Origin of the sequence: Paraburkholderia sp. Ac-20336 (genome assembly GCF_017105025.1) — a bacterium.
Classification (GTDB): domain Bacteria; phylum Pseudomonadota; class Gammaproteobacteria; order Burkholderiales; family Burkholderiaceae; genus Paraburkholderia.
In genome coordinates, this window is the sequence record NZ_JAAGPS010000043.1 from 1 (window position 1) to 20,968 (window position 20,968).

The window sequence follows — 20,968 nt, forward strand, 5'->3', positions numbered from 1 at the left end:
GTAATGCAGATCGCGATAACGGCGATATCACGGTCGGACAGGCCGTTTCCACGCTCGCCGAGGCAAGCCGGAAGCCCAAACCGGTTCACAGCGCGAAGCTCTGCCAGCGCCTGAGCGCCCATCGCACCGCGGCCCTCCATGCGGAACTGATCGCACAGCCATCTGTTGCCCTCGCCGCGCTGCTGTACCGGCTCGTACCGGTGGCTTTCCCCGAGCGATACGGGCACGCCAGCGAAGACTATCTGGAACTCAACGCCACCAGCAACCACGATGCACTGCTCAAGGCCGCTGACGACCTGTCCGCGAGCACGGCGTGGAGCATCATCGACACGCAGCGCCAGCAGTGGCTCGCGGCCCTGCCCGCGCGACTGGCCGACCTGCTGCCATGGCTGACCGACCAGGCCCCCGGTACGACGCTGCCCGACCTGCTCGCCTTCTGCACTGGCACCCTGCTCGACGGTGTGACCGGCACGGAAGGCCCGCACGCCATCAATGCCCTGAGCAATGCGCTGCAACTCGACATGACGCGTTACTGGACGCCGACGCGCGCCTCGTATTTTGATCACGTCAGCAAGGCACGTATCGTGGAAATTGCCATGCAGGCCGTTTCCCCAAAGATTGCCCTTGATCTCAGCAGGATGAAAAAGGGCGATGCCGCCGCCTCGGCGGAACTGCGACTCGCAAAATCAGCATGGCTCCCGGAAGTGCTCACCGATCGGGAGTTGCCGGTCATACGCGCCTACAGTGTTGTGAGTGGCCCGGACGAGGACGACGAAGGCGAAGTGGAAAACCCGCCCGCAGCCAGCACAAAAGAAAACAGCGCTCAGGAAACTGACGCTGCAAGCGAGCCTGCAACAGCGAACAGAAGCCGCCCGGCGTGGCCCTTTCCGACCGCCGCCAGCGTGGAGAATGTCGAAACCGTACAGCACACGGCATAACGCCCCGCTCCCTGCCCGCGTTCGCGCGGGTAGGGAGTACCGTTCATCGGGCATGTTCGCCTACCCAGAATGCAGCAGCGATCAGCATCACGCACAGACTGGCCGCCACCACCAGCAGGCGGACCAGCGTGCGAGTCAGGCGCCGCTCGGTCACTTCAAAGCCCGCCTGCGCACGTTTCGCAGCCTCCGCTACCGCCTGCTCAAACAGGCCCACCGCGTCGTCCATGCGCCTGCGCTGCTCCCGCGCTGCCACCGCCGCCGTACCGACAAGCCGGTTCCCGGCAATTCCCGCGACCCGATTTGCCATCCGGTCCGCAAGCGCGACGAGCGACGCTTCGTTGAGTGTCGCCAGCGCGGCCTGATACCTCGCCTCGTGTTCCCGGATCATGTCCTCAGCCAACTGGATCGTCGCCTTGCAGCGCGCCAGCGCGTCACGGTGCCGGTGCATCAGGGCATCGGTCGCCTCCCCGGCCTCCCGGCGTACGGCCCCGAAACTGTCGCCCCCGGCTTTGCGGATACAGTCCGGCATCGCTTCGTAAAGTCGTGTGTAGTATTCGAGTGCCGCGAGTACTGACCATAACGCATCGTTGTCCCGCAGCTTCAGCGCACCAGAAATCCGCCGCAGACGCAGGAGACTGGCATCGTCAGGCAATTCACCCGTGACATCGAGAAACAGACGGGCGAGCGCATCCGGCGGCTTCGCCCACCTGTTACGCATTCGCCGTCACCTTCTCGAACATGGCATCACATAATGCCCGCCAGCGCAGCAGTTCCGCCCGCTCGCCAATATGCATCGTTTCCGCCGCTTCACTGATCGACAGACGCTGACTGCGAAGCTCGTCGGCGACACGATCCGCCAGATCGGGAAAATCCAGCGAATGGCCCCGCGCTTCGATGGCTTTACGGAGCTGGGATACCTGATAGAGCGAGAACTGCTCCGGTGCACCAAAATATCCATTGCGCACAACGTGCGTGATCGCGTCAGGAAATGTCCGCCTGAAGGCATTCAGCAGTTCGAGACTGTCGCGCTGCCGGTTGATCACCCACAACACAACCAGTTCGCGCTGCAACTCACGTAACGTTCCAGCCAGCGTCGCGCCGAACTGCGCGACTCCCGTCTGACTGCGCGCGGCCGTATTGACCACGATGACTGCGTCGCGATTCTCGTCGCAGAAATTGACCAGGCCAATCCATCCGTTTGCATCGTCCAGGCTATAGGCAATACAACGCATCCTGTCCTGGACCGCTTTCATCACATCCGGATTGGACGTATCGGTTTCGACGAGCGCGGCGTGGATTTCACGCCGTTGCAGATAGTCGGCCAGGGCAAGCGCGACAAAGCTCTTTCCTACACCGCCCTTGCTGCCGCCAACCAGATAGATAGGGTAAGTCGTCGTGTCCATCTGAATCCTCTATAGGTTCTCGGTGTCGGGCTCAATCTCGAATGAGAACGCATCCCGCATCACCATGGTTCCCGGCCTGTGGCCGGCCCTTTCCCCATCCTGCTTCGGATTCGCGCGGGTGTTGTCTGCGCGTGGCGCGTCGTCCTGACTGATTTTTACTGAGCGACGTAATGGCCCGGCATTGCTGTGCCTGACGTTGCTGGCTGCCTGCCGTGGCGGTCGGTTCCTTTTAGGGGGATATAACGCGTACCTGACTGAACCTACGCTGAACTCGACGCCCTTTCCCTTCGCATGTTCAACGATGTCTTCCAGCGTATAACCCTTCTTTCTGACGGCACCGATCAACGCCCGCATCTCTTTCATTGCATCGGTAATCGGAATGCGCTGCTCGGCCTCCGGCTTGACTGGAAGTGACTCGAGAGAATGGATCAGTTCATCCCACTGTGCCCGCGTATAGCTCTTCGCAACCGGCATGACTCACTCCAGATCACTCCCGCCATGTCATCCTGCTCACGTGGAAACGACCCGTCAATACCCCATTCCTGAGCGAAGCAGCTTCATCGGAACAGTACGGAATCCGGCAGATCGAGCCGGAATAGAAGAAATATTTTTGGGCTATCGTGCATGAGCAACGATCCGGAATGGATGCTCTGCAGAGAGGCAACGAACCGAAGCAGACAGTCACTGCGGCCACACCGACACGGGTCGTATCAGAAATCGCACATCCAGGCCAACCGGATGTGCGTGATGCCCTCACGGAATATCTTTCGCATCCAGCAGACTAACAAGTGGTCGTCCGCACCTCGCTAGAGCGACGGCACCGACTCCAGAAAAATAAAGGTCCGATGGAATAGCTCCCATCTCACGGACTCAGGACATGAAATTGACGAACGGAATCGGCCAGCCTCGCAGACTCGCGACAGTCAGCCGTCCGCCACGACTGAGCTATCGCACAGAATCGTTCCGTACCGCGTGCAGACTCGATCCATTTATCTCGCAGACTATGTGGCATCGCTCGCAAACACCTGGACCCTACGGCGCAGACCTATTCGGCTGACCTCACCGAAAGCGTTTACACAAGGACATCAGAAAAGATATAAAAACAAGGGATCGCAGGATAGGCTACCGCCGGTTTTAGGCGCCGTGAAAGATGCAGTGTCGCGGGAAGACGTCAGATCAGTCAGAGCGCCAAGACACCCGCCCGATTCCCCAATCAGCAGCATGTAGGGCCCATAGCGTAGTTGTGCCTCTAGCGGAGTGTCCCAATCGTCCTCAGTTCGCTAGCGGATGTCCAGCGAACGCTACAGCCTGCCTGAACAGCATTTCACGGGGGAGCTGCGAACGCCAATGCAAAGCGGCGAGTAGCGGAATGTATGGAGCGCGCAGCCGATACCAGGAGGAATTTTCGATCCCATCGACACCGGCAAGTCCCTCGGACATGGTTCTCAAAAACGCATCGGGTTCCTCAGGAAAATCCATCAATGCCTCTCCAATCCCGTGCTCATGTAGCATCTGTCCGCATCCGACGGCGTCATCGAATCCCTGCTCTGAACTCCATATATTCGGTGTCGTTCCACCAAGACGCGGTACTACCTTCGAGCGGAGGAACGCATACGCCTCTTTCATTCCCAGCGCTGCTGTCCAAGCGAACAGGATGGGTAGCAGAATCGACGTGCTGCAAAACTCCTCTACTATTTCGTGATCGCCGCTGCGGACCTCCAGAGCGTCCTCGAATGAGGCGGATGACATCGGCATAAACCGGCGTGCAACCGTTGCGTCAAACAGCCGTTGGCACATTTTGATCACCCATGCCTGCGCGATATCGCACTCACCAACGGCAACGAGAAGCAACAGTGCCGCGTGCACATTCACAGACTGGTAATCAAATGCCGGCAATGCGCTGCAGGAATGACTTTGCAAGAGTGCTTTGACCCGGTCAGCGTATCGCAGTGCCGCGAGTTCCAAATTCACGTCGCCAATCACTTTTGCCTTAAACGCAAAGAAACATCCCTGCTGAGCCAGCTTGCCCAGTTCATCAAAGACAGCTCGGGAGACAAGCAGATTCTCCGGTAGGGCATTCGCAAACGCGTCCTGAACGACGTAGTATGCGTCCATTCGCTGGTGATAATTTTCGGCAACGTCGGCAAGCCAGACAAGCAACGCGGTGAACTCGATAGCCACCTTCGCATTGCCCGACTCCAGTTCCCTGTACAGTCTGGACCATGTAGCCAGAATCGCGTATTGGCTTAGCGTATACACCACAGTCAAGTTATCCTCATGAACAGACCAGACAAATAGAACCTGAAGCGCCGTCCGGATACCACGAAGACCCGTGAGAAGACGCTTCATTACGGCCGCTCGGGATCTTGCCGGTACCGTGGCATCTCCAAGCATTTTGTCGATGAAATTTCTTCCAACAGAGATTGCCAAATCCGGATGATCAACGTTGGCAAGCATTCTGCGAAATTTTGCCCTGCTCTCGCTGGGCAGAACGTACTCATCCAACAGGTACTTCTCGGTCCATGCCGCTAGCTTCGATCCGTTGACCTGCTCGGCATCCACTTTCTTCGCCCGACACCAAGTTTCGAGATATGCCGCGATGGTCTCGTTCAAATTCGAACCGAAATCACCATTTGTCACCACAAGCAGTTTTTTTCTCAGCTTCCTGTGCTCGGGAGCAATGTGACTTCGGAGATACACATCACCAACGTCATCGATCGACTGGCGGATCGATTGCGGGCCAGAATTCCATTCCTGTCGCCCAATGTCACCGCACTTCACCAGCCAGAGAAAGAGTGTTGACGCTCCGGTGCCATCCGTTCCGACAGAGACAATATCGACGCCGTACTGCCGAGTCCCCTTCTGCGCCCGGTACACCACCTCGTGCCCCATTGCGGACATCAGCAATGGCAGAAAGGTGTCGAGTTCTCCTTCCTCACGCATCAACCCAAGAAAGTCTTCAAGGAGAAGTCTCAGACTACCTGTCATCGCGCACTCCGCAGGAGATTGCTTCGCTCGAGTCTTCCTCGCATCGGATCAGCAAGCTCACTGGACGGCAATTCAACCGAGTGGCTCGACTCCTTCAACTCGACGATCTGGGGGGGACCAGACGAGATGTGAGTCGCGAACTTTCTTCCTTGAGCCAAATGCATGTTCATGAAGACATCTCTAAAAATCGAGCGTTCTGCTGCTTGTCTCATGATCTCTCGGTTCATTCGCAGCTTTCTTGCTCGCAATGCCTGGAGTTCGCCAACGCTGGGACGAAGCTCCTTTCTCTGGGGAAGGCGTTCCAGCACCCTTCGCCAGCGAAGAACATTTGCATACACAGTCCGAAAGACGACAGTTTCGGGCGCGTGGCGAGGAAGCTCCGAAGTCATCTTCTTCAAGAACGCTGCAGTTACCCCTGGGTATTCCGCAAAAGTCATGTCAAGCATCTGGCCCACCAATTCGAATCGCTCCGGACCGAGAGCATTCATCTCCGCAATGCACAAGCTGAACAGACAGAGCGTCGGACCATGATGCGTTAGCGCCAACAATCGTCGGATAGCTTTTACCTGTCGATCCCGTGTCGCTGCAGCGAAGACAAGATCATCCAGACGGACCAGAGAACGTTTGAGTGCACACTTGGACAGAAGCGACCTGATCGAGTCGAAGTTCGCATCCGGTTGCAATAGCCAGTCAGTAAGAATCTGCACGAACTCGGGAGGGTGATTCTCAAGAGCTCCGAAGATTTGTCCGAATGCAGAAACAGCATCACTCTCGGTCGCGTACAACTCCTTCACGCATTGACTGGCCGTCGACCGAAGAGCAGGTCGGATGAAAAGACGACTTACTGCAACGTCTACATGTCCTCTGCACTGCTCAACCTCAAGGCCAGCCTGCAGGAGGCGGCGGACCAAATCCACGAGAGGAGCTCCGGTAACACCCACATCCGGGGTCTTCCTGAGAAATAACGTGTTCGAGATTGCGTGAATCGCGTCGGGAATCCTCCCGTCCAACGCGCTCTGCAACTCCTTTTGTGCTGTCGGGGAACTATCGGCGATCAGGCACAGGGCCGCCCAGGCGTCCTGCCCGAGTTCAGGGATGGCTCGCACTATTGTGTTGGCGAGCGTGGGCTCGACAGACGTCAATACTGCCAAGGCGTCCTCGCCATCCAACGGCAGAAATGCGAGAAGTGATGCGAGAAGTTCCGAGTCTCTCGGAACGCCAGTTATCAACCTCACCACATATGACGTGGCTTCTCCTGATGCACCAGACGCGAAGGCGCCCGCCCAGACGCGCCCCGAGATATCGTGAGCCTCCGGGGTGACGCGCAGAAACTCGCCCAGTTCGATTCCTAGCGCAGGACACGCAGCGACATGAGGCGCCAGTTGCTCGGCCGGCGCATGGCGGTAACTCAGCGGTAGGCGATCAGCGAAGCGAAGCAGGGAAATCGCATCTGTAAGCGATATGCCCTGAAGCTTGCCCACGGCGGGAAGAAGCCATTCGCACGCGCCAGTAACAGATTCCGCTGATAATTTCGATAGCTCATGAAACACGTTGAGCTTTGTGGGATAGAACTCTGCGAGAACCTCCCAAACTTGATCTCCGTTGGCGCAATATGCATTTTGCATATGCGTCACGAAATCGTTCCAGTGACCGGTCTGCAGCGAACAGACAGCGAGTCCCACATCGCTTCCTTCAGATCCCAAAGTTTTCCCCCATTGCGGCCTCTGGAGCATCGAGCAGCACGTGTCTGTGCTGTCCGCTCATTTCCGTACACTTGCGCTGCCTGGAAATTGTACGACCGAATCTCGTTAGGAAATCTGCCACCTGCGCCGCACCTCGACACATCGAACGCTCATACATCAGTCGGGTGCGGTTGATCGCTGACGAAGCAGTATCACCGTGGCCCTGTCACGGCCCTGGAGGCTCGGCCTCCAAGATCGATGGCGCCGTGATCGCTGCGCGCAAGACATACGCGGCCAGGTCGCGCGCGTTTGCAGGGTCGAACTGAGCGGCGCCCCCCTGATGAGAGAGTTCCGACCGCGCGTCGTACAACTCACTCACAAGCCTGGTCTTCACGTTCGTGTCTGCCGCGGACAGCCCCTCCAGATCGGCCGCACGGGCAACCAACGCCTTAAGCGCAGCCTTGTGGGATACGCGCTTGAGGTTCCCTAGCGCGCCGACGATGCTGGGATCGCCCAAGGTCTTTGCTTCTTGGATTTTCATGTCGATCCACCGCACCACCGCTTCCTCGCGTTTCGCCTGTAGCGACAGGGAATCGAGAATCGTCATGTACGTCAGGAACTTCGTTCGCGGCAGATTCTCGTGACTAGCCGTCGCCCAAAGTTCCAGGGCAGCCAGCAGGCAATCATCGGTTACGTCCGGACAGCTGTTTAGGGCCGTAAGCAGGTCGTCGGTGTAGCTGGCGAAGCCGTACGCGCCAGCCCAAATCGGCTGGGGCTCCTGATCCGCGGCCACCAAGGTAATCTCAGGTCCGTTATAGAACGCGCGCCCGCTACCAGACGTCGACGCTTTCTGAATACCCGATGCGGGAAGTGTAAGCACCACATTGCCTGCGGCACCCGCAAACACCGAGAGCGCCGGAATCCGGGCGCGCAGACACGCAACCAGAGCCTGCGCGTCCGCCTCCGTCATCGGATCGAACATAAGCCAGTGAATCCACTCCCTCGGCGACTCAGGTTTTTCCCCGAGGGCTGGCATCGCGTGCAGCTTCGCGCCATGGCCGAGCAGCATGAGCGCCGCCCCGCGCGACTTGGCCAAGTTGCCCCCATTCATCTCAAACGGCACATGCAGCCGGAATTTTTCTTGCTCAGCGATGGTCATGATTCTCGGTCAGTGGCGTCGCGCCAACTATGCAGTGAAGAAGCACCCGTAATCGGAACGGCCCGTCCGTTTCGGGACAGACCACGCATCAGTATCGCAGGTGGGACAAGAACAGGACCAGCCTGCCCGCTTCGTAGGCCAGCCCAGCCAGTACAGGTGAACCCAAAGTATCAGGCGCGCGGTAGGTTACTGGGCGAAATCTGGTCAGCGGAACCGGCTCTAGATGGTTGCTGTTCGGATACGACAATGAAGCAACGTTCTTCCGAAACGATAGTTCACCATTCAGGTGATTGCTCCGCTCCGATAGGGATCGATTGCGTTTACGGCATGGCCTTCTATTATGAAAAAGTAGATATTTATATTCTCTCTCTTTCTGCCAACCCTTCCTGATCGACCGTACAAACAATGTAATCGAGTTCCATTTCTGGGAGCATTTTCCATGGAGCTTCTGAAACTTGCGATTATTCTTGGCGCTGTTGCCGGAATTGCCAAGGGCATCCAGCTCTTCGGCCACCGCTGCCGGTGTCGATTCGGCTACAGCTTTTTCAGCGCGCGAGGATTCTGGCTTGCGGCCATCGGCATCAATCTCCTCTGGTGGGGATACGTCGCGTGGGGCACCGCATTCCTGCATCATGAACCGACGTCGGGTGGTGTGGTCCTCATGGCAATGGGTCTTGCGGCAGTCGTCTGGCTGATCTACGAGAACGTCAGGGACACGAACCTGCCCTACGGTGTGGGCGGATCGACGCTCCAACTCGTACTGTTTTTCCCGATAGCTCTGTACGGTATCCCGCTTCTCGCGATCACCCTGCTCTTTCTACTTTTCGCGACATTCAAGGCGGGACCCGTGTGGTTTATCGATCGATGAATGAACTGTGCGGATCGAGACTGCAGCCCTCAGCCCAACTGCAACCACACACATACGCTTACCTCCGGGCATCAACGCTCCACATCCGGCCTCGGGTCGTCCAGGCGATCTCTGATATCTGGTGCTGAACGATCCGGTTGCTCGCGCCGGACATCCTGCTCGCGTACCAGCGGTCGGTCTCGTTGCACCGGCATGGATCCAACGAAATACGCCATCTCGACCGCCATCACGCGATCCTCACGCGCACGCGATCTCGCCATCGCGTAGGCCATTTCTCGCCAGGCGGCAAATACGCCTCCATGGACGATCCAGCCTGCATCGCGTTGCGCGTCAGTCGGCAGCGGTCTCCAGTACCGCGGCATCTCACCACGCGCGATCATATGAACGATGGCCGGCTTCGGATACCGCTGCGTCACGCCGCGCGCACGCCTGGGCGTCGCATTCGCCTCGACACCGTGCTCACGCAGCTTCTCCGCAAAATGCTCGCGCCAGCGCCGAAGATCCTCGTGGCGTGGATTCAGACGCCGACCATCCGGACCGCGCGCCTGAACGCTGAGATGCACATGGGGATGAGCTTCATCATCATGCGCCGCGAAGACATACGCGCGGCCATCGCCAAACTCAAGCGCGGCGAAGTCCCGCGCCGAATTTCGCACCGCCTGCCGGTCCGTTCCCGGCGGCATCGAAAGCAGGATGTTGAAAACCTCGCGCCGCGTGCTGGTCTCTGGAATTCCCCACCCACCGAGTTCCCAGGTCTTCATGAGATCGCGCAGTGCATCCTTGCCTGCGATACGGTCGCCGTTCTGGTCCTCCAACTCGACCCTGCCGTTACGGGAGATATAGCGCAAGTGCCGACGCACCGCACCGATCCCCTGCGCACTGGCCGCCTTGTTCGTGATCTTGACCATGACCTCAGGAATCCGCCTGAGCGTGCGTGCAAGCCGCGCGCGCATGCGGGCAGCCTCGTCACGAATGTCCACACGCGATAGCCTCGAGGCACGCGCATGCCGCAACGGCTCCTGAAACAACCTGTCGCCCCAGTTCACCAGCATCGCATCGATGTAGATTTTCGGGTAAGGCATGTCAGCGACTCCATCGATCAAGGTTTGCGCGAATGACGGCGGCCATCGCGCGCAGATGAACGTCAATGTGTTTTCTCATATCCGCCCAATCGGACGTCAAATCCCGACGGGCGAGCTCTGTCCCGCCAGCACGCGCAAGCTGGCCCAGCACGCGGCTGATTCCTGCAAGCTGCTGACTGGACAGTGACAACGCACGCATCTCGTGCTCACCCAGTTGGGGTTCCCGCGTCAGTTGCGCACGGACCAGCGACACGATCCACCGATTACCACTCAGGCCCAACGCGGCTGCACGCTGCTCAACGGCGTCCAGTTCCGCAACGGTCAGCCGGATTTCGACGCGGCTGCGAGGCTCCCCGACAACCGGCCTGGACAGACCCGGAACGATCACGGCAGAGTCCTCATCCGCGCGATCGCGAATGGCAATTGCGATCAACTGGCGAACGCCTTCCCCCGCCGTCAAACCACGGCGCGCGCACCAGTCGTCCCATCGCAATCTGACGGCCCCGAGTTCGACACACAAACGCTCGCGCACCACCACGATTCACCTCATCGGGATGGTGATAGAGATGATGGTTCAGCTGGCGTGAGGTCGATCTCGCGGGCAGGCGTACGTTCCGGAGCTGAATGCCTGCGACGGTCCCGCCCCGACGGTGCATTCGGATCGAATACCTTCGGTGTCGGGACCGGAATGCCCTCACTCTGGAATGCAACCAGCATACGTTCGGCACGCTGCTGCACGCGGGCAACGGAACGCTCGCTGAAACCCTGCTCACGCATGGCGGCCATCAGCACAGCCAGATGCAATGCCCGTTCGCTTTCCGGATATCGCGCGTCACGACGACGCTGCAATTCCTGCATTGGAGCGGGCTCAGCATGCGAATCAACGGAACGATCCTCACCGGCTGCCGTACTGGCAGATTGCGGAGGTAAAGCGGAAGCCGTCCGGTCCTGCTGCGCGACCTCCACCTGCCAGGTGTTGCGATAAACGTCTTTCTCCTCTTCGCCGATTACCTTTCCTTCGTCATCCAGGATCGGTACCCGCACGATAACGAAACGCTTGCCGAGATTTTCGAGCGTGACCTGCTGCCCAATCTGCGCATTCGCTTCGCTGACTGCGCGCTCGAGATCCACACCCCACACCACCTGATCGACTCCTGCCTCATCACGAAACACGACGTAGTACGAATCGCTGCGCGCCGGATTGTGCTGGTACGGGGCGCCACCGTGCTCACGCAGTTCGCCAACATACCGCCGAGGGGTATCGGTTTCGTCGTTCGAGGCATGCCGGTTCGTCTCCTGGACCGGCGGCTCTGGTGCCGGCTTATGCACTGACACGGATGGCGTGGCTCCGTTAAGGGTAGCACCTGCGTTGTCCTGAGGCATGGAGGAAGCCACGCCCCAATCATCGGCGCGACCCTGCACACCCGCAGCAGCCGTCACCCCGATTTCTGCTGCAACTTCGATACGATTGCTCTGCTGTGCCTGGCGGGCATCCGACAGACGAGCCAGGTCGGCAGCCTTCGGCTCGTAGCCACTGACCTCGATGCCGAGCAACGTGCCCTGCAACCACGCCTCACTACGAAATGCCTCGTGGCCCGACACGCGAATGCGCCGCCACGATTTCGCATGCACCATGTCGATCATCGACTCGACCACGTCCGGCCGGTTGTGCCCGGTGACGAGGTACGGCCCCAGATCCTCGAACGCAAGCTCATACGGGGCATCCTTCAGGAAATACTGATTGCCCGCGCGCAGGTAGCGCTTTCGTACACGCTCGGGAGGCCGATCGATCGGCGCACGGCCTCGATCCATTTCGGCCGGTGCCCCTGTCGGTGATCGGGTATCGGCCTGTCGCGATGTCGCTTCATCGTCACGGATTGCCTGATCACGTAATCTTGCGCGGGCAGCATCGAACTCTCGCCGACGCCGCGCAGATACAGCATCCATCGCGGCCAGGTCCAGCACGCCCTGACGGTTCGACGACGGAGCCGGGCCACCGCTATTACCCGGCACATCCTGTTCGATCACGTTGATGACCGGATCGGTCTCGTGAGCAGAAGTTGTCTGAGCCATATCGCCACCTCGCATCCTCAAGACAGGTTTTGCACATGGGCACTACACTGCCGTGCCCTATCGGTCCGGCGCCGAGCCTGCTTCGCGGGATGCATCCTGTTCCCGGGACTTCTCCAGCGCCGCCGCCCGCGCCTCCCGGATACGTGCCCACGATCTCGCCTGCAACTGATCCAGCATCCCCTCCAGATTGGGGCTGAAATTCAGCTCGCGTGCAGACTTCTTGAGCGAACCGACCGCACGCTCCAGTAGCTCGCGAGCACGGTCCCACGGATAGACCTTCGGCTGCCCGCCGTCATAACCGACCTGCAACTCGGAACCGTTCAGCCGTGCGTTTTCATCCATCCATTTCAGACGCTCGGACACAAAGGTCATCTGGTCCTTGCAGTGAAACACGACGCTACGCGTCGCGACCTCCTGGATCAGATAGTGTTCCGTGTTGAACACCTCACCGCGATACGGACCGCCGTTCTCGCGCGGCGTCCCCATCCTGAGCGGCGAGCCAAACCGGTGCTCCGCCAGCGCCCGAACCTCGTTCGGAACGTCGCCCACGGCAAACAGCGCCTCGCCGACTGGCGGACGCGTTGAAGCGAACCGCGGTGGATCGGCAACCGGAGACGCCGCCGCCTGCGACGCAGCGGGACGAGGATCAACCGATGGCTGTGCTGTACCTGACTCACTATCCGTTGCCGGCACTTCCTGTACGGTCTGTATCGGCGCACTGCGCTTCGACGGGCGACGACGCGGCGTACCTTCGTCGTCGGCCAGCAACTTTCCCTTGACGTTGCCCATTGTTCCGTCCTCCTCACGTTCGCCCACCTCAACTACGGTCATGCCGGATGCGGTGGAAACATCCGGCTTCGTCCCGCCATTCGCCACCGAGACAGAACGAACCACGCCGCACAGGTGCTCGCCAACGGCATCGAAACCCGACAACACAGCCATGTCGCTGAAATCATTCGGTACCTTGTCGTCGATGCACGCGTCTGCCACAAACCGCGGCCAGGCCAGATACGCGTTTGCGTCTTCCGCCGCGCTCCGGGCCTGTGCCTCACCGCTGCCCAGTTCACCCAGAACGATCAGAGCCGCATCGGGATAGCGTTCACGCAGGCTTCGCGCAACGAGCCCCAGATTCCCGCTCGAAAGCGCAGCCACAGCGAACCAGTCCGTCGCACGTGAAGCAGACAGTGCCGTCGCCATGCCCTCGGCAATCAGGATTGCGGAGGGGGCATCGGCAGGAACGAGAATCGGCCCCGTCATCCAGTAACCACCCTTCTTCACCCCGCCGGCCAGTGACGATTTCCTCCCGTGTTCGTCGATCAGTTCCAGGGTCGAGATCGGTCCGTTCCAGACTGGCACGATCAGCACGCGTCCTGTCAGCGGTTCTTCCTCGCTGGCTGGCGTATAGCCGAGCAGCGCATGCAACTCCAGCGCGTCCAGTTCGCGTAGCGTGTCCATCGGCTCAAGGTGCTTACGCACGAGATAGGGGTGTTCGGGCCCGACCGGTCTCGCCCATTTCCAGATCGACGCGGCCTCGCGGGCAACGGCCGCATGGCGTGCCTGCCGCTGCGCATCCTCGCGCGCTCGCTGCGCCAGCACCTCGGCAGACGGCGCAAGTACGGCAGTCATACGGTCCGGATAACGTGTTCGCTTCAGGTCGAATCCATGCTGGCGCGCATGCCAGAACAGCGTGGCAAGCGTCTTGCCGCCCGTTGCGTTGGCCGAGCGCCATGTGGTCCGGGCCGCGCGCTCGTTATAGTTGGCAGCCGTACGACTCCATGCATCCCATAGTTCAAAACCCTCATCGCCAAATCCGTGCTTGAGTGCGAACGCCATATCGACCCAGGTCTCGTAGTCGTCGGCTGGAATCACGGCAAGCGCGGCACGCGCACGGTCTGTCTCATCCACGTAGGGTGTCGTCATTGCAGTGCTCCCATGGCTCGCGGGCTACTCGCGGCTGAACGCCGCGCTGGCTCAACAAAATCGAGTTCCGCCACGTCGAGATCGGATACGCTCAAATGGCGTCTCGCCTGCACAACCTTGCGAGCCGGTACCCCAAGCAGCATGAAATGGCGCTCGACATAGGCCACGGCCTCTTCTTCGCTGATATCAGCCAGGTTCGGCGGCAGATCGCACGGCTCCCATGCCTGCAGCACTTCAAGGTATTCGGGCGGCAGATGGATCAGACCGGCACCGTCCGGATCAATCTCGTCAGGATGCAGATCGCGCAGCCGCCGCTCGACCACTGCGCTGAAATGGGCGAGGTTCATGGCCGGTACCGACGGTGCGGCCACCACACGCGAGGCAAATTCGGGATCGCGCCAGTAGCAGATCCTGTCGGCCAGGATCGGCTTGATGTTTTCGAGCACGATGATTTCCTTGTCACGCCCCAGTTCTTTCAGTTCCTGCGGCAGCAACAGCGGCCGTCGCTGCTCCGACACACTTTCGCTTGAGCCACCCCGGCCCCCGAAAAACGCATTCGGGCGACTGACGCTGCGCGACTGATCGGTGAACGTGCCGAGCATTTCCGAGTAGTCGTTCGCGTCCTTCTGCTCACGCGGCGCATAGAGGATCTGCATCGCGTGGTTCGTGATGAAGGTGCGGGCATCGGCCCGCCCGTAGACCGATTCGAGCTGCGCGATCGACTGGACGATCGACAGCAGGCGCAGGTTGTAGCCCGACATGTAGGCAACGGCGCGTGCAAGAATATGGATCTTGCCGATCGCCGTCATCTCGTCGAGCAGAAGCAGACACTGGAACCGGAGCGTGGGATCAGCCTCGGGCAACTGCTTCGTATTCAGGTTGATGACCTGCGAAAAAAGCAGGTTCACGATCAGCGCCGCTTCCGCCAGGTGATCGGGCGTCACGCCGATATAGACCGACATGCGTCGCCGCCGCAGATCGCGCGGATCGAAATCGTTCGCGCTCGTCGCCGCGTCGACAACCGGATTGGCCCAGATCGTGAGCGGCGCGTTGAAGGTTGCCAGCACACTCGCCAGCACCTTGTCGTCGTTCGACAGAAAACGGTTCAGTGCATCGACGCATTGCCCGGAAAGCAAATCGCGGTGCTGGACCAGCGCACGCTGGAGCCATACTTTGACCGGCATGCCGTTGCCCGACGATTGCCGCAGTACTTCGCCCATCGTGACCGGGTAGTCAGGAACTGATGCCCCCTTACCGGCCCGGCGCGCATCACGCCATTCGCACAGCAGCAGCACGATGCCGAGGAACAGGTTTCGCGCCTGGTCCTTCCAGAAATCGTCGTGGCCGCCAGGCGGATAAAGCGCGTAGCCGATTGCGAGGATGTCACCCACCCGGAACAGGCCATCCGAGATCGCCGACAATGGGTTATAGCGATGCGTGCGGGCATCTTCAGCAAACGGATTGAACAGGTAGACCTCCTGTCCATATGCACGCCGGAAGCCGGCCGTGGCCGCGTAATTCTCCTGCTTGATATCAAGCACCACCACCGAGTCGGGGAAACTCAGCAGGTTCGGAATCACAATGCCCACGCCCTTGCCCGAGCGTGCAGGCGCTGCGAGCAGCACGAATTGCTGACCGGCAAAGCGCAGGTAGCGCCCGCGCCATATGCCAACGACAATCGAAGGTGAGGTATCGATGTGTGCGCGCATCGTCATAGGAGCCCCGCCTGACGGATTTCCGACTCGCTGGCAAAGCGCGCACTGCCGTAAAGACGGCGCCGCCCCGACCGCTCCCACAATGCATGCAGACCCAACACGGGGCCGCCGAAGGACAGAAGCACGCCAAAGAGCGCCGCACCCACAAGCTTGCGACCGACGTTCGGCATCATCCCGTGTCGCCAGGCCAGCGCCGTGTCGAGCCAGCCCCACAGTCCCGCATGCAGCGGATTGATCCGCAGGCTTGCATACAGGAAGAACGACGCAAGCCAAAGCGATGCCGCGATCCCGCCGGACAGGCAAACCAGCACAGCGAGCGTGATCACAGCCGTCCGGGTATGCTGAAGCAGAGGGAAAGATGGATGATTCATGGCCGCCCCTATACGAACGCGGTGCGCGCCTTGCGCACCGGATCGAACCAGATTTCGGTCATGCCCCAACGCCTGCCAGTCTGCTCGCCCGCGGCATTGAATACCGGCCGCGCTTCCATGTGCGCGACGACATCGATGGTCAGGAACAGCAGACGTTTGAGCGCGGCATCGTCCCAGGCCGCAGCCTCCGGGTGCTCCTTCGCCATCAACGCAAAGCGTTCGATTGCAACCGCCGCATTCGGCGCGTGGTAGCTCGTGATCGAACCCGCGTGCCCGGTCGTCAGGAGCTTGAGGAAGTCATAGGCTTCCGCGCCACGCAGCTCGGCGAGCAATACGCGATCCGGACGCATACGCATCGAGCTCGCGATCAGATCAGCAGGCATCACGCGTGCCTGACCGTGGCCGCCCTTGCTGTACAGCAGGTGCACGCAATTTTCGATGTGCCGGATGAACAGTTCGCGAACATCCTCGATCGTCACGATCCGCTCGGTCGCCGGTATCGAGCGGCACAGGGTCTTCATGAAACTGGTCTTGCCGGAACCGGTATTGCCGACGACTGCGATATTGAGCCTGCCCATAACGGCAGTCTCGAAGAAGGTGCCCCAGTCACGCTCTTCCAGACACCGGACGAGCTTGCGATCATCTGCTCGCAACGTGGGAAACACTGAATCGAGTCCATCCGGTCGGTGCCATACCGTGTCGTCGAACAGCCCTTCGTCACGGTACGCATCAAGGGACTTCTCGCGCGCGGACGGACGGCGAATCGTGACCGAGACTGTTCGCGGCGGTACGACAGGCGGCACCACGATCTGGATGCGCGCATCCCCCGGCAGCAATGCCGACAGAACCGGATGCTGGGCCGAGATTTCCTGGTTCGTCAGCGTAGCGACTGCCACGGCGAACGACATAAGCCGGTCGAAATCGAGATCCTGGCAATCGTGACCATGCCAGCCGAACTGGTTCTCCGTCAGCACACGCTGCGGATGGTTGATCACCAGTTCCGTCACGTCGGGATCGTCGAGCAATGGTGCGAGCGGTCGCATCAGTTCGCGGACCGACGCATCATCCGGTACCCGGGCCAGCACCGGGTCACGGGACGCATCCGGCTGTTGGGCGTGAGGCATCATCGCGCGCCCTCCGGCTGCAGGGCATAGACCGATCCGAAATCCAGATCGCGCGCGACGACGATCGTGAACTCCGCGCCCTGGTTCTGCGTCAGCGTCGGCGGAATATTGATCGTGCTGTCGAGCACACGCGTGGCCATGTCGTTGCCCTGCTGCTGCGTGTTCTCATACACCACCGACCCGCTGGTATTGCCACCGCGCGTCGACAGATAGCCGATCGCGTCCTGGGTGATGCCGAGCAGCATCGCCGCGCCGATGCGCTGGCTCCAGTGGTTGTCCACGTAGCCATCGATACCCATGCGGCCGAGTGCATCGGCTACGGGAGAATCGATCTCGACCGTGACGCCGTGAGGGGTCCTGACCCGGGCCGACAGCACGAATACACGCTTCTGGCCTGGTGACAGATTCGAGCGGTACTGGCTGCTGATCTCCGAGCCGCGTTCGATCAGCAGAACATGGCCGTCGTCGGAATACACGTTCTTCGTCACCGTGCACGTCGAGATGCCCGCTTCGGTTGAATCGAAGGCCGTATCGCCCGCACAGTCGATCTTGGCGCCCTGCGCCAGCACGAGGCTCCGGTCGCCCAGTGTTCCGGCCTGCACGCGCGGTGTGACGGTTGGCGTGAGCGCCTGGACAAACGCGCCGCCCGCCTGCCCGACTCCATGCGCTGAAGACCCTGCACCACGGCCCACTGCAACCGATGAAGCCGCGCTCGCCATCCCACCCACGGACTCCTGTCCGCTGCCCGTCGCCAGCAGCGGTGCATCGTAATAGCTGCGAGATGTCAGGGCACGCGCGGTGTGAGCGGATGCAGCAGCCGTATCCGAGGCTGACAAGGGACGAACTGTGGCGGCACTCGCAGGCAACGGTGTTGAGGCCGCGCGACCAACCGACGATGCAGGCAAATCCTTGAATACGCGCCCCTGGGACGACGTATCGGCTAACGTGTCGCGCCTTGCCTTTGCTTCGGCATCGTGGCGCGCGAGGAAACCGTGCACGGTCCAGACTGCACCGGCACCGACAACCAGCACGATAGCGATCGGCGTCAACCACCAGGCACGTGGGCGGGCACCCCGGTATTGCCCGAGCGCCGGCATGCCACGATCCGCAACCGGCCCCGGATCACCATCGTTACGTTGAGGTCCAGACCGCGAGCCAGAAGGATCGTCAGGCTCGATCACGTTGCGCGGAGTATCGTCATTCATCGTCGTGACTCCGCAGAACACGCCTCACTCCATTGACCGTCGTGCCGTCATGGGGCGGCACACCGTCCATGTCATAAGCGTCATTCCAGATTCCAACGACCTCGCCCGCGAGCCGCAGCACGAAACGCTTCGCGACTTCGTGCACGACGATCGTGTCGCCCTCGATATGTTTGTCGACCACACTCTCCGTTCCGTCATCCGCTACCCGGAAAATCGCGGGCATACGCCGGTTGTTCGGAATGCGCAGATACGTAAAGCGCCCGTCGTCCCATGCAGCGGTCGGCGCGATGTCGTCGGAATTCCGCATGACCTGCATCGAATACCGGGCGTTACGCACGGCTGGCGGCTGCGCCAGACGCTTCGCGACCAACCCGGCGTTCGAGTCCTCATGCGCCTGCTTCGCCAGTTCGTCTGGATAAACGAACGTCACGCGATACATCACACGGTCGTTGCCGAACTTCGACCTGAGCGGGAGCACCACCAGATCGAAGCTGTAGCTGCGTCGGTCGGTGCGGATTTCGAGATTCGAGTCGTGCGCAGCAAGCTGCGGCTTCAGGTACACGTCGTGATCGCCCCTGTTCGCGACGACCTGCCAGCCATCGCGATCACCGGGTGCGACGACCTCGATGTGCTCATGCGGATCGAGCGCAATGTGCGCGGCAAAGCCGCGCTGCGCCTCGATACGCACCACCTCGTCCGCGCAATAGATCACCTGACGAACGCGCGAGTCGTCGTTCCATCGAGGCAGGTCGAGCGCGTAGGCCGTGCCCGAGAACAGCACAGCAGCAAGCACCACGGCTAAAGCAGGTGTTCTCATGGCGTGCCTCCGGCATTCGAGGCCGAAGCAGCAGCCGGCGGCGTATATTCGGGGTCGCGACTGTAGGCCATGACCTTGAAGCCGAACGGATTGGCAATCGCCACGCTCTCACGCGTAAATACGGGCGGCCGGTAGGTGTAGGCCAGCGTGATCACGAAACGTTGCGTGGGTTCGGCATTGGCCTCGCCGTTCCTGAACGACGTGCGCTCGATATGCACAACCGCATGACCGGGTTCGTCAGGCGGCAACGTGATCGAGAGAATCCGGATGCGCCGCTCGATTCCGGATTTCAACTGCCGGTCCAGCGCATCGGGACCGCTGTAGATGCCGCGATAATCGCGGGCAACCACGTCATCGCTCATCGCGAGCACACTGTCGTAGTCCATCTGCAACAGCCCCCAGTCGTAACGCTCGCGGGCGCGCACGTAGGTCTCGACCCAGTGCTTGTCCTGGATCTCCTTCGTATGCACGTGACGGGCGTCGAGCACGTCGATCACCTGGGATTCGCCCGTCAGACGATCGACCTCGATGGGCAAGGGCACCACGCGATAGAACGGCACCATCACCGCGAGCGCAGCGGTACTGAGTACGGCAACGCCAATCGCCGCGTACGCGACGTGCCACGCGCGCCTCTCGGAGCGCTCCTGCAGGTGGGTCAACGACGCCTCGATGTCGAGTACGCGGCCGTAATCGTGCGACGCACTCATGACCGGTCTCCAGCGTCCGGAGAAGCGGGCTGATCTGGAACAGCCGGTACCACCGCTGGCACATCAGGTACAGGCGGCACGCGGTTGACCGGCACACGATGCAAACCGTCCGGCAACACGGGCTTCGGCGGCCCGCTGCTGCAGCCAGCCAGGCTCCACGCGATACACGCGGCCAACGTCAGGGAAATCAGCATGGACATGACGATCCCCTCAGTTTCCGAACGACGCCGGGACCATCTGGTCCTGCAGCCGGTTGGTCCTGCCTGCCCGGCTCAGCACCAGTTCGCTCTGCTGCTCGGTCACAAGCTTGTCCTCGGAGTCGGACAACATCCGGAAGAGTTGCAGCTTCGTCATCTCGTTGCCGACCGTCGTGGTTTCGGTCTGGATACGCGCCTGCAATTCCGCGACACCCTTCGGGTCCTGGGTTACATCGATCTGCTGCGCGAGGCTCTGGATCTGGTTCAACTCCTGCAGTTCGGTCTGGTAGGCCTGCAGCCCAAACGCTTTATCCTGATAGGGCTTGTTGAGCGCACGCTGGCACACCTGCTGGTCGATCCCGGTCTGGTCCTCGCAGTTGTAGATCTCGCTGGCCGAGCGCAACGTCTGCGCGCTGCCGGTCAGGCCCGCATAGCCGCCGTTCTGGATCGCCGTATAGACGCTCTGCCAGTTCGACGGCAACGAACTGGCGACGACCGGATTGCCCAACAGCGAGCCGAAGCCACGCGTGCCGACCGTCGACTGGTAGATCTGCATCTCCTGCTGCACTTCCTGCTTGAGCTGCCCCACGCTGGCAATGGCCTGCAGGACGTTCTGCGCGTCATAGACCGGGATACCCTGCGCCTGAGCACCGCCGCACCATGCGGCCCACACGAATGCGACACCCATCCATCTGCTTCGTCCGTTCATGATCACCACC

18 protein-coding genes and 1 pseudogene are annotated in these 20,968 nt (G+C 60.7%); 2 read left to right on the forward strand and 17 right to left on the reverse strand.

Translation table 11 applies throughout. From position 1 onward, the window contains the following. A pseudogene (locus GXB81_RS14940) lies at positions 1 to 938 on the forward strand (chromosome partitioning protein ParB); the annotation flags it as partial. A 43-nt stretch (positions 939 to 981) separates the two neighbouring features. Here GXB81_RS14940 and GXB81_RS14945 read toward each other — a convergent pair. The 6 genes from GXB81_RS14945 to GXB81_RS14970 form a co-directional block, all read right to left on the reverse strand. Then, complete coding sequence (locus tag GXB81_RS14945; protein ID WP_205989616.1) at positions 982 to 1,656, reverse strand: hypothetical protein; 675 nt, start codon at positions 1,654 to 1,656, stop codon at positions 982 to 984. Continuing rightward, positions 1,649 to 2,341 carry a P-loop NTPase gene (locus GXB81_RS14950; RefSeq protein WP_205989617.1) on the reverse strand — a complete coding sequence of 231 codons (693 nt, stop codon included), beginning with the start codon at positions 2,339 to 2,341 and terminating at the stop codon, positions 1,649 to 1,651. Before GXB81_RS14950 ends, GXB81_RS14945 begins: the two co-directional genes overlap by 8 nt. Positions 2,342 to 2,350: 9 nt before the next feature. Continuing rightward, positions 2,351 to 2,815 (reverse strand): hypothetical protein, encoded by a 465-nt coding sequence (locus GXB81_RS14955; RefSeq protein ID WP_205989618.1) that lies wholly within the window; start codon positions 2,813 to 2,815, stop codon positions 2,351 to 2,353. A gap of 798 nt (positions 2,816 to 3,613) precedes the next feature. Next, a complete protein-coding gene (locus GXB81_RS14960; RefSeq protein WP_205989619.1) occupies positions 3,614 to 5,329 on the reverse strand; it encodes a hypothetical protein in 1,716 nt (571 codons plus the stop codon). After that, positions 5,326 to 7,011 carry a hypothetical protein gene (locus GXB81_RS14965; protein ID WP_205989620.1) on the reverse strand — a complete coding sequence of 562 codons (1,686 nt, stop codon included), beginning with the start codon at positions 7,009 to 7,011 and terminating at the stop codon, positions 5,326 to 5,328. Before GXB81_RS14965 ends, GXB81_RS14960 begins: the two co-directional genes overlap by 4 nt. A gap of 226 nt (positions 7,012 to 7,237) precedes the next feature. Next, the gene (locus tag GXB81_RS14970) at positions 7,238 to 8,170 is read right to left on the reverse strand and encodes a hypothetical protein (RefSeq protein ID WP_205989621.1); all 933 of its coding nucleotides are present in this window, start codon (positions 8,168 to 8,170) and stop codon (positions 7,238 to 7,240) included. 439 nt (positions 8,171 to 8,609) lie between these two features. Between GXB81_RS14970 and GXB81_RS14975 the strand changes: the two genes are divergently transcribed. After that, positions 8,610 to 9,038: a hypothetical protein gene (locus GXB81_RS14975; RefSeq protein WP_205989622.1), complete on the forward strand. Its 429-nt coding sequence runs from the start codon at positions 8,610 to 8,612 to the stop codon at positions 9,036 to 9,038. Between the two features lie 71 nt (positions 9,039 to 9,109). Here the strand turns inward: GXB81_RS14975 and GXB81_RS14980 are convergent, their stop codons facing one another. The 11 genes from GXB81_RS14980 to virB5 all read right to left on the reverse strand — a co-directional run bounded on the left by GXB81_RS14980 (position 9,110) and on the right by virB5 (position 20,958). Next, positions 9,110 to 10,120 carry a relaxase/mobilization nuclease domain-containing protein gene (locus GXB81_RS14980; protein WP_205989623.1) on the reverse strand — a complete coding sequence of 337 codons (1,011 nt, stop codon included), beginning with the start codon at positions 10,118 to 10,120 and terminating at the stop codon, positions 9,110 to 9,112. 1 nt (position 10,121) lies between these two features. Continuing rightward, a complete protein-coding gene (locus tag GXB81_RS14985) occupies positions 10,122 to 10,658 on the reverse strand; it encodes a plasmid stabilization protein (RefSeq protein WP_205989624.1) in 537 nt (178 codons plus the stop codon). Between the two features lie 8 nt (positions 10,659 to 10,666). Next, a complete protein-coding gene (locus GXB81_RS14990) occupies positions 10,667 to 12,193 on the reverse strand; it encodes an LPD7 domain-containing protein (protein ID WP_205989625.1) in 1,527 nt (508 codons plus the stop codon). A 57-nt stretch (positions 12,194 to 12,250) separates the two neighbouring features. Then, complete coding sequence (locus GXB81_RS14995) at positions 12,251 to 14,113, reverse strand: PriCT-2 domain-containing protein (protein WP_205989626.1); 1,863 nt, start codon at positions 14,111 to 14,113, stop codon at positions 12,251 to 12,253. Then, complete coding sequence (locus tag GXB81_RS15000; protein WP_205989655.1) at positions 14,110 to 15,828, reverse strand: type IV secretory system conjugative DNA transfer family protein; 1,719 nt, start codon at positions 15,826 to 15,828, stop codon at positions 14,110 to 14,112. Before GXB81_RS15000 ends, GXB81_RS14995 begins: the two co-directional genes overlap by 4 nt. Further along, on the reverse strand, positions 15,825 to 16,199 hold the full coding sequence (locus GXB81_RS15005; protein WP_205989627.1) for a hypothetical protein: 375 nt from the start codon (positions 16,197 to 16,199) through the stop codon (positions 15,825 to 15,827). Before GXB81_RS15005 ends, GXB81_RS15000 begins: the two co-directional genes overlap by 4 nt. An 8-nt stretch (positions 16,200 to 16,207) precedes the next feature. Continuing rightward, positions 16,208 to 17,326, reverse strand: a complete 1,119-nt coding sequence (gene virB11 / locus GXB81_RS15010) for a P-type DNA transfer ATPase VirB11 (protein ID WP_205989628.1) — start codon at positions 17,324 to 17,326, stop codon at positions 16,208 to 16,210. Next, positions 17,323 to 18,528: a type IV secretion system protein VirB10 gene (gene virB10, locus GXB81_RS15015; RefSeq protein WP_205989629.1), complete on the reverse strand. Its 1,206-nt coding sequence runs from the start codon at positions 18,526 to 18,528 to the stop codon at positions 17,323 to 17,325. The genes virB11 and virB10 overlap by 4 nt, the downstream gene beginning before the upstream one ends. After that, positions 18,521 to 19,345: a P-type conjugative transfer protein VirB9 gene (gene virB9, locus GXB81_RS15020; RefSeq protein ID WP_205989630.1), complete on the reverse strand. Its 825-nt coding sequence runs from the start codon at positions 19,343 to 19,345 to the stop codon at positions 18,521 to 18,523. Before virB9 ends, virB10 begins: the two co-directional genes overlap by 8 nt. Next, entirely contained in the window at positions 19,342 to 20,052 is a 711-nt protein-coding gene (locus GXB81_RS15025) for a type IV secretion system protein (protein ID WP_205989631.1), read from the reverse strand. Before GXB81_RS15025 ends, virB9 begins: the two co-directional genes overlap by 4 nt. Positions 20,053 to 20,262: 210 nt before the next feature. Beyond that, on the reverse strand, positions 20,263 to 20,958 hold the full coding sequence (gene virB5 / locus GXB81_RS15030) for a P-type DNA transfer protein VirB5 (RefSeq protein ID WP_205989632.1): 696 nt from the start codon (positions 20,956 to 20,958) through the stop codon (positions 20,263 to 20,265). Positions 20,959 to 20,968: the final 10 nt, after the last annotated feature.

Bases quoted from the DNA above. Each gene is read 5' to 3' on its own strand.
- GXB81_RS14980 (WP_205989623.1), bottom strand. From the start codon at position 10,120: ATGCCTTACCCGAAAATCTACATCGATGCGATGCTGGTGAACTGGGGC.
- virB10 (WP_205989629.1), bottom strand. From the start codon at position 18,528: ATGAATGACGATACTCCGCGCAACGTGATCGAGCCTGACGATCCTTCT.
- GXB81_RS14970 (WP_205989621.1), bottom strand. From the start codon at position 8,170: ATGACCATCGCTGAGCAAGAAAAATTCCGGCTGCATGTGCCGTTTGAG.
- virB11 (WP_205989628.1), bottom strand. From the start codon at position 17,326: ATGATGCCTCACGCCCAACAGCCGGATGCGTCCCGTGACCCGGTGCTG.
- GXB81_RS14975 (WP_205989622.1), top strand. From the start codon at position 8,610: ATGGAGCTTCTGAAACTTGCGATTATTCTTGGCGCTGTTGCCGGAATT.
- virB9 (WP_205989630.1), bottom strand. From the start codon at position 19,345: ATGAGAACACCTGCTTTAGCCGTGGTGCTTGCTGCTGTGCTGTTCTCG.
- virB5 (WP_205989632.1), bottom strand. From the start codon at position 20,958: ATGAACGGACGAAGCAGATGGATGGGTGTCGCATTCGTGTGGGCCGCA.
- GXB81_RS15025 (WP_205989631.1), bottom strand. From the start codon at position 20,052: ATGAGTGCGTCGCACGATTACGGCCGCGTACTCGACATCGAGGCGTCG.
- GXB81_RS14995 (WP_205989626.1), bottom strand. From the start codon at position 14,113: ATGACGACACCCTACGTGGATGAGACAGACCGTGCGCGTGCCGCGCTT.
- GXB81_RS14990 (WP_205989625.1), bottom strand. From the start codon at position 12,193: ATGGCTCAGACAACTTCTGCTCACGAGACCGATCCGGTCATCAACGTG.
- GXB81_RS14950 (WP_205989617.1), bottom strand. From the start codon at position 2,341: ATGGACACGACGACTTACCCTATCTATCTGGTTGGCGGCAGCAAGGGC.
- GXB81_RS15005 (WP_205989627.1), bottom strand. From the start codon at position 16,199: ATGAATCATCCATCTTTCCCTCTGCTTCAGCATACCCGGACGGCTGTG.
- GXB81_RS14945 (WP_205989616.1), bottom strand. From the start codon at position 1,656: ATGCGTAACAGGTGGGCGAAGCCGCCGGATGCGCTCGCCCGTCTGTTT.
- GXB81_RS15000 (WP_205989655.1), bottom strand. From the start codon at position 15,828: ATGACGATGCGCGCACACATCGATACCTCACCTTCGATTGTCGTTGGC.
- GXB81_RS14955 (WP_205989618.1), bottom strand. From the start codon at position 2,815: ATGCCGGTTGCGAAGAGCTATACGCGGGCACAGTGGGATGAACTGATC.
- GXB81_RS14960 (WP_205989619.1), bottom strand. From the start codon at position 5,329: ATGACAGGTAGTCTGAGACTTCTCCTTGAAGACTTTCTTGGGTTGATG.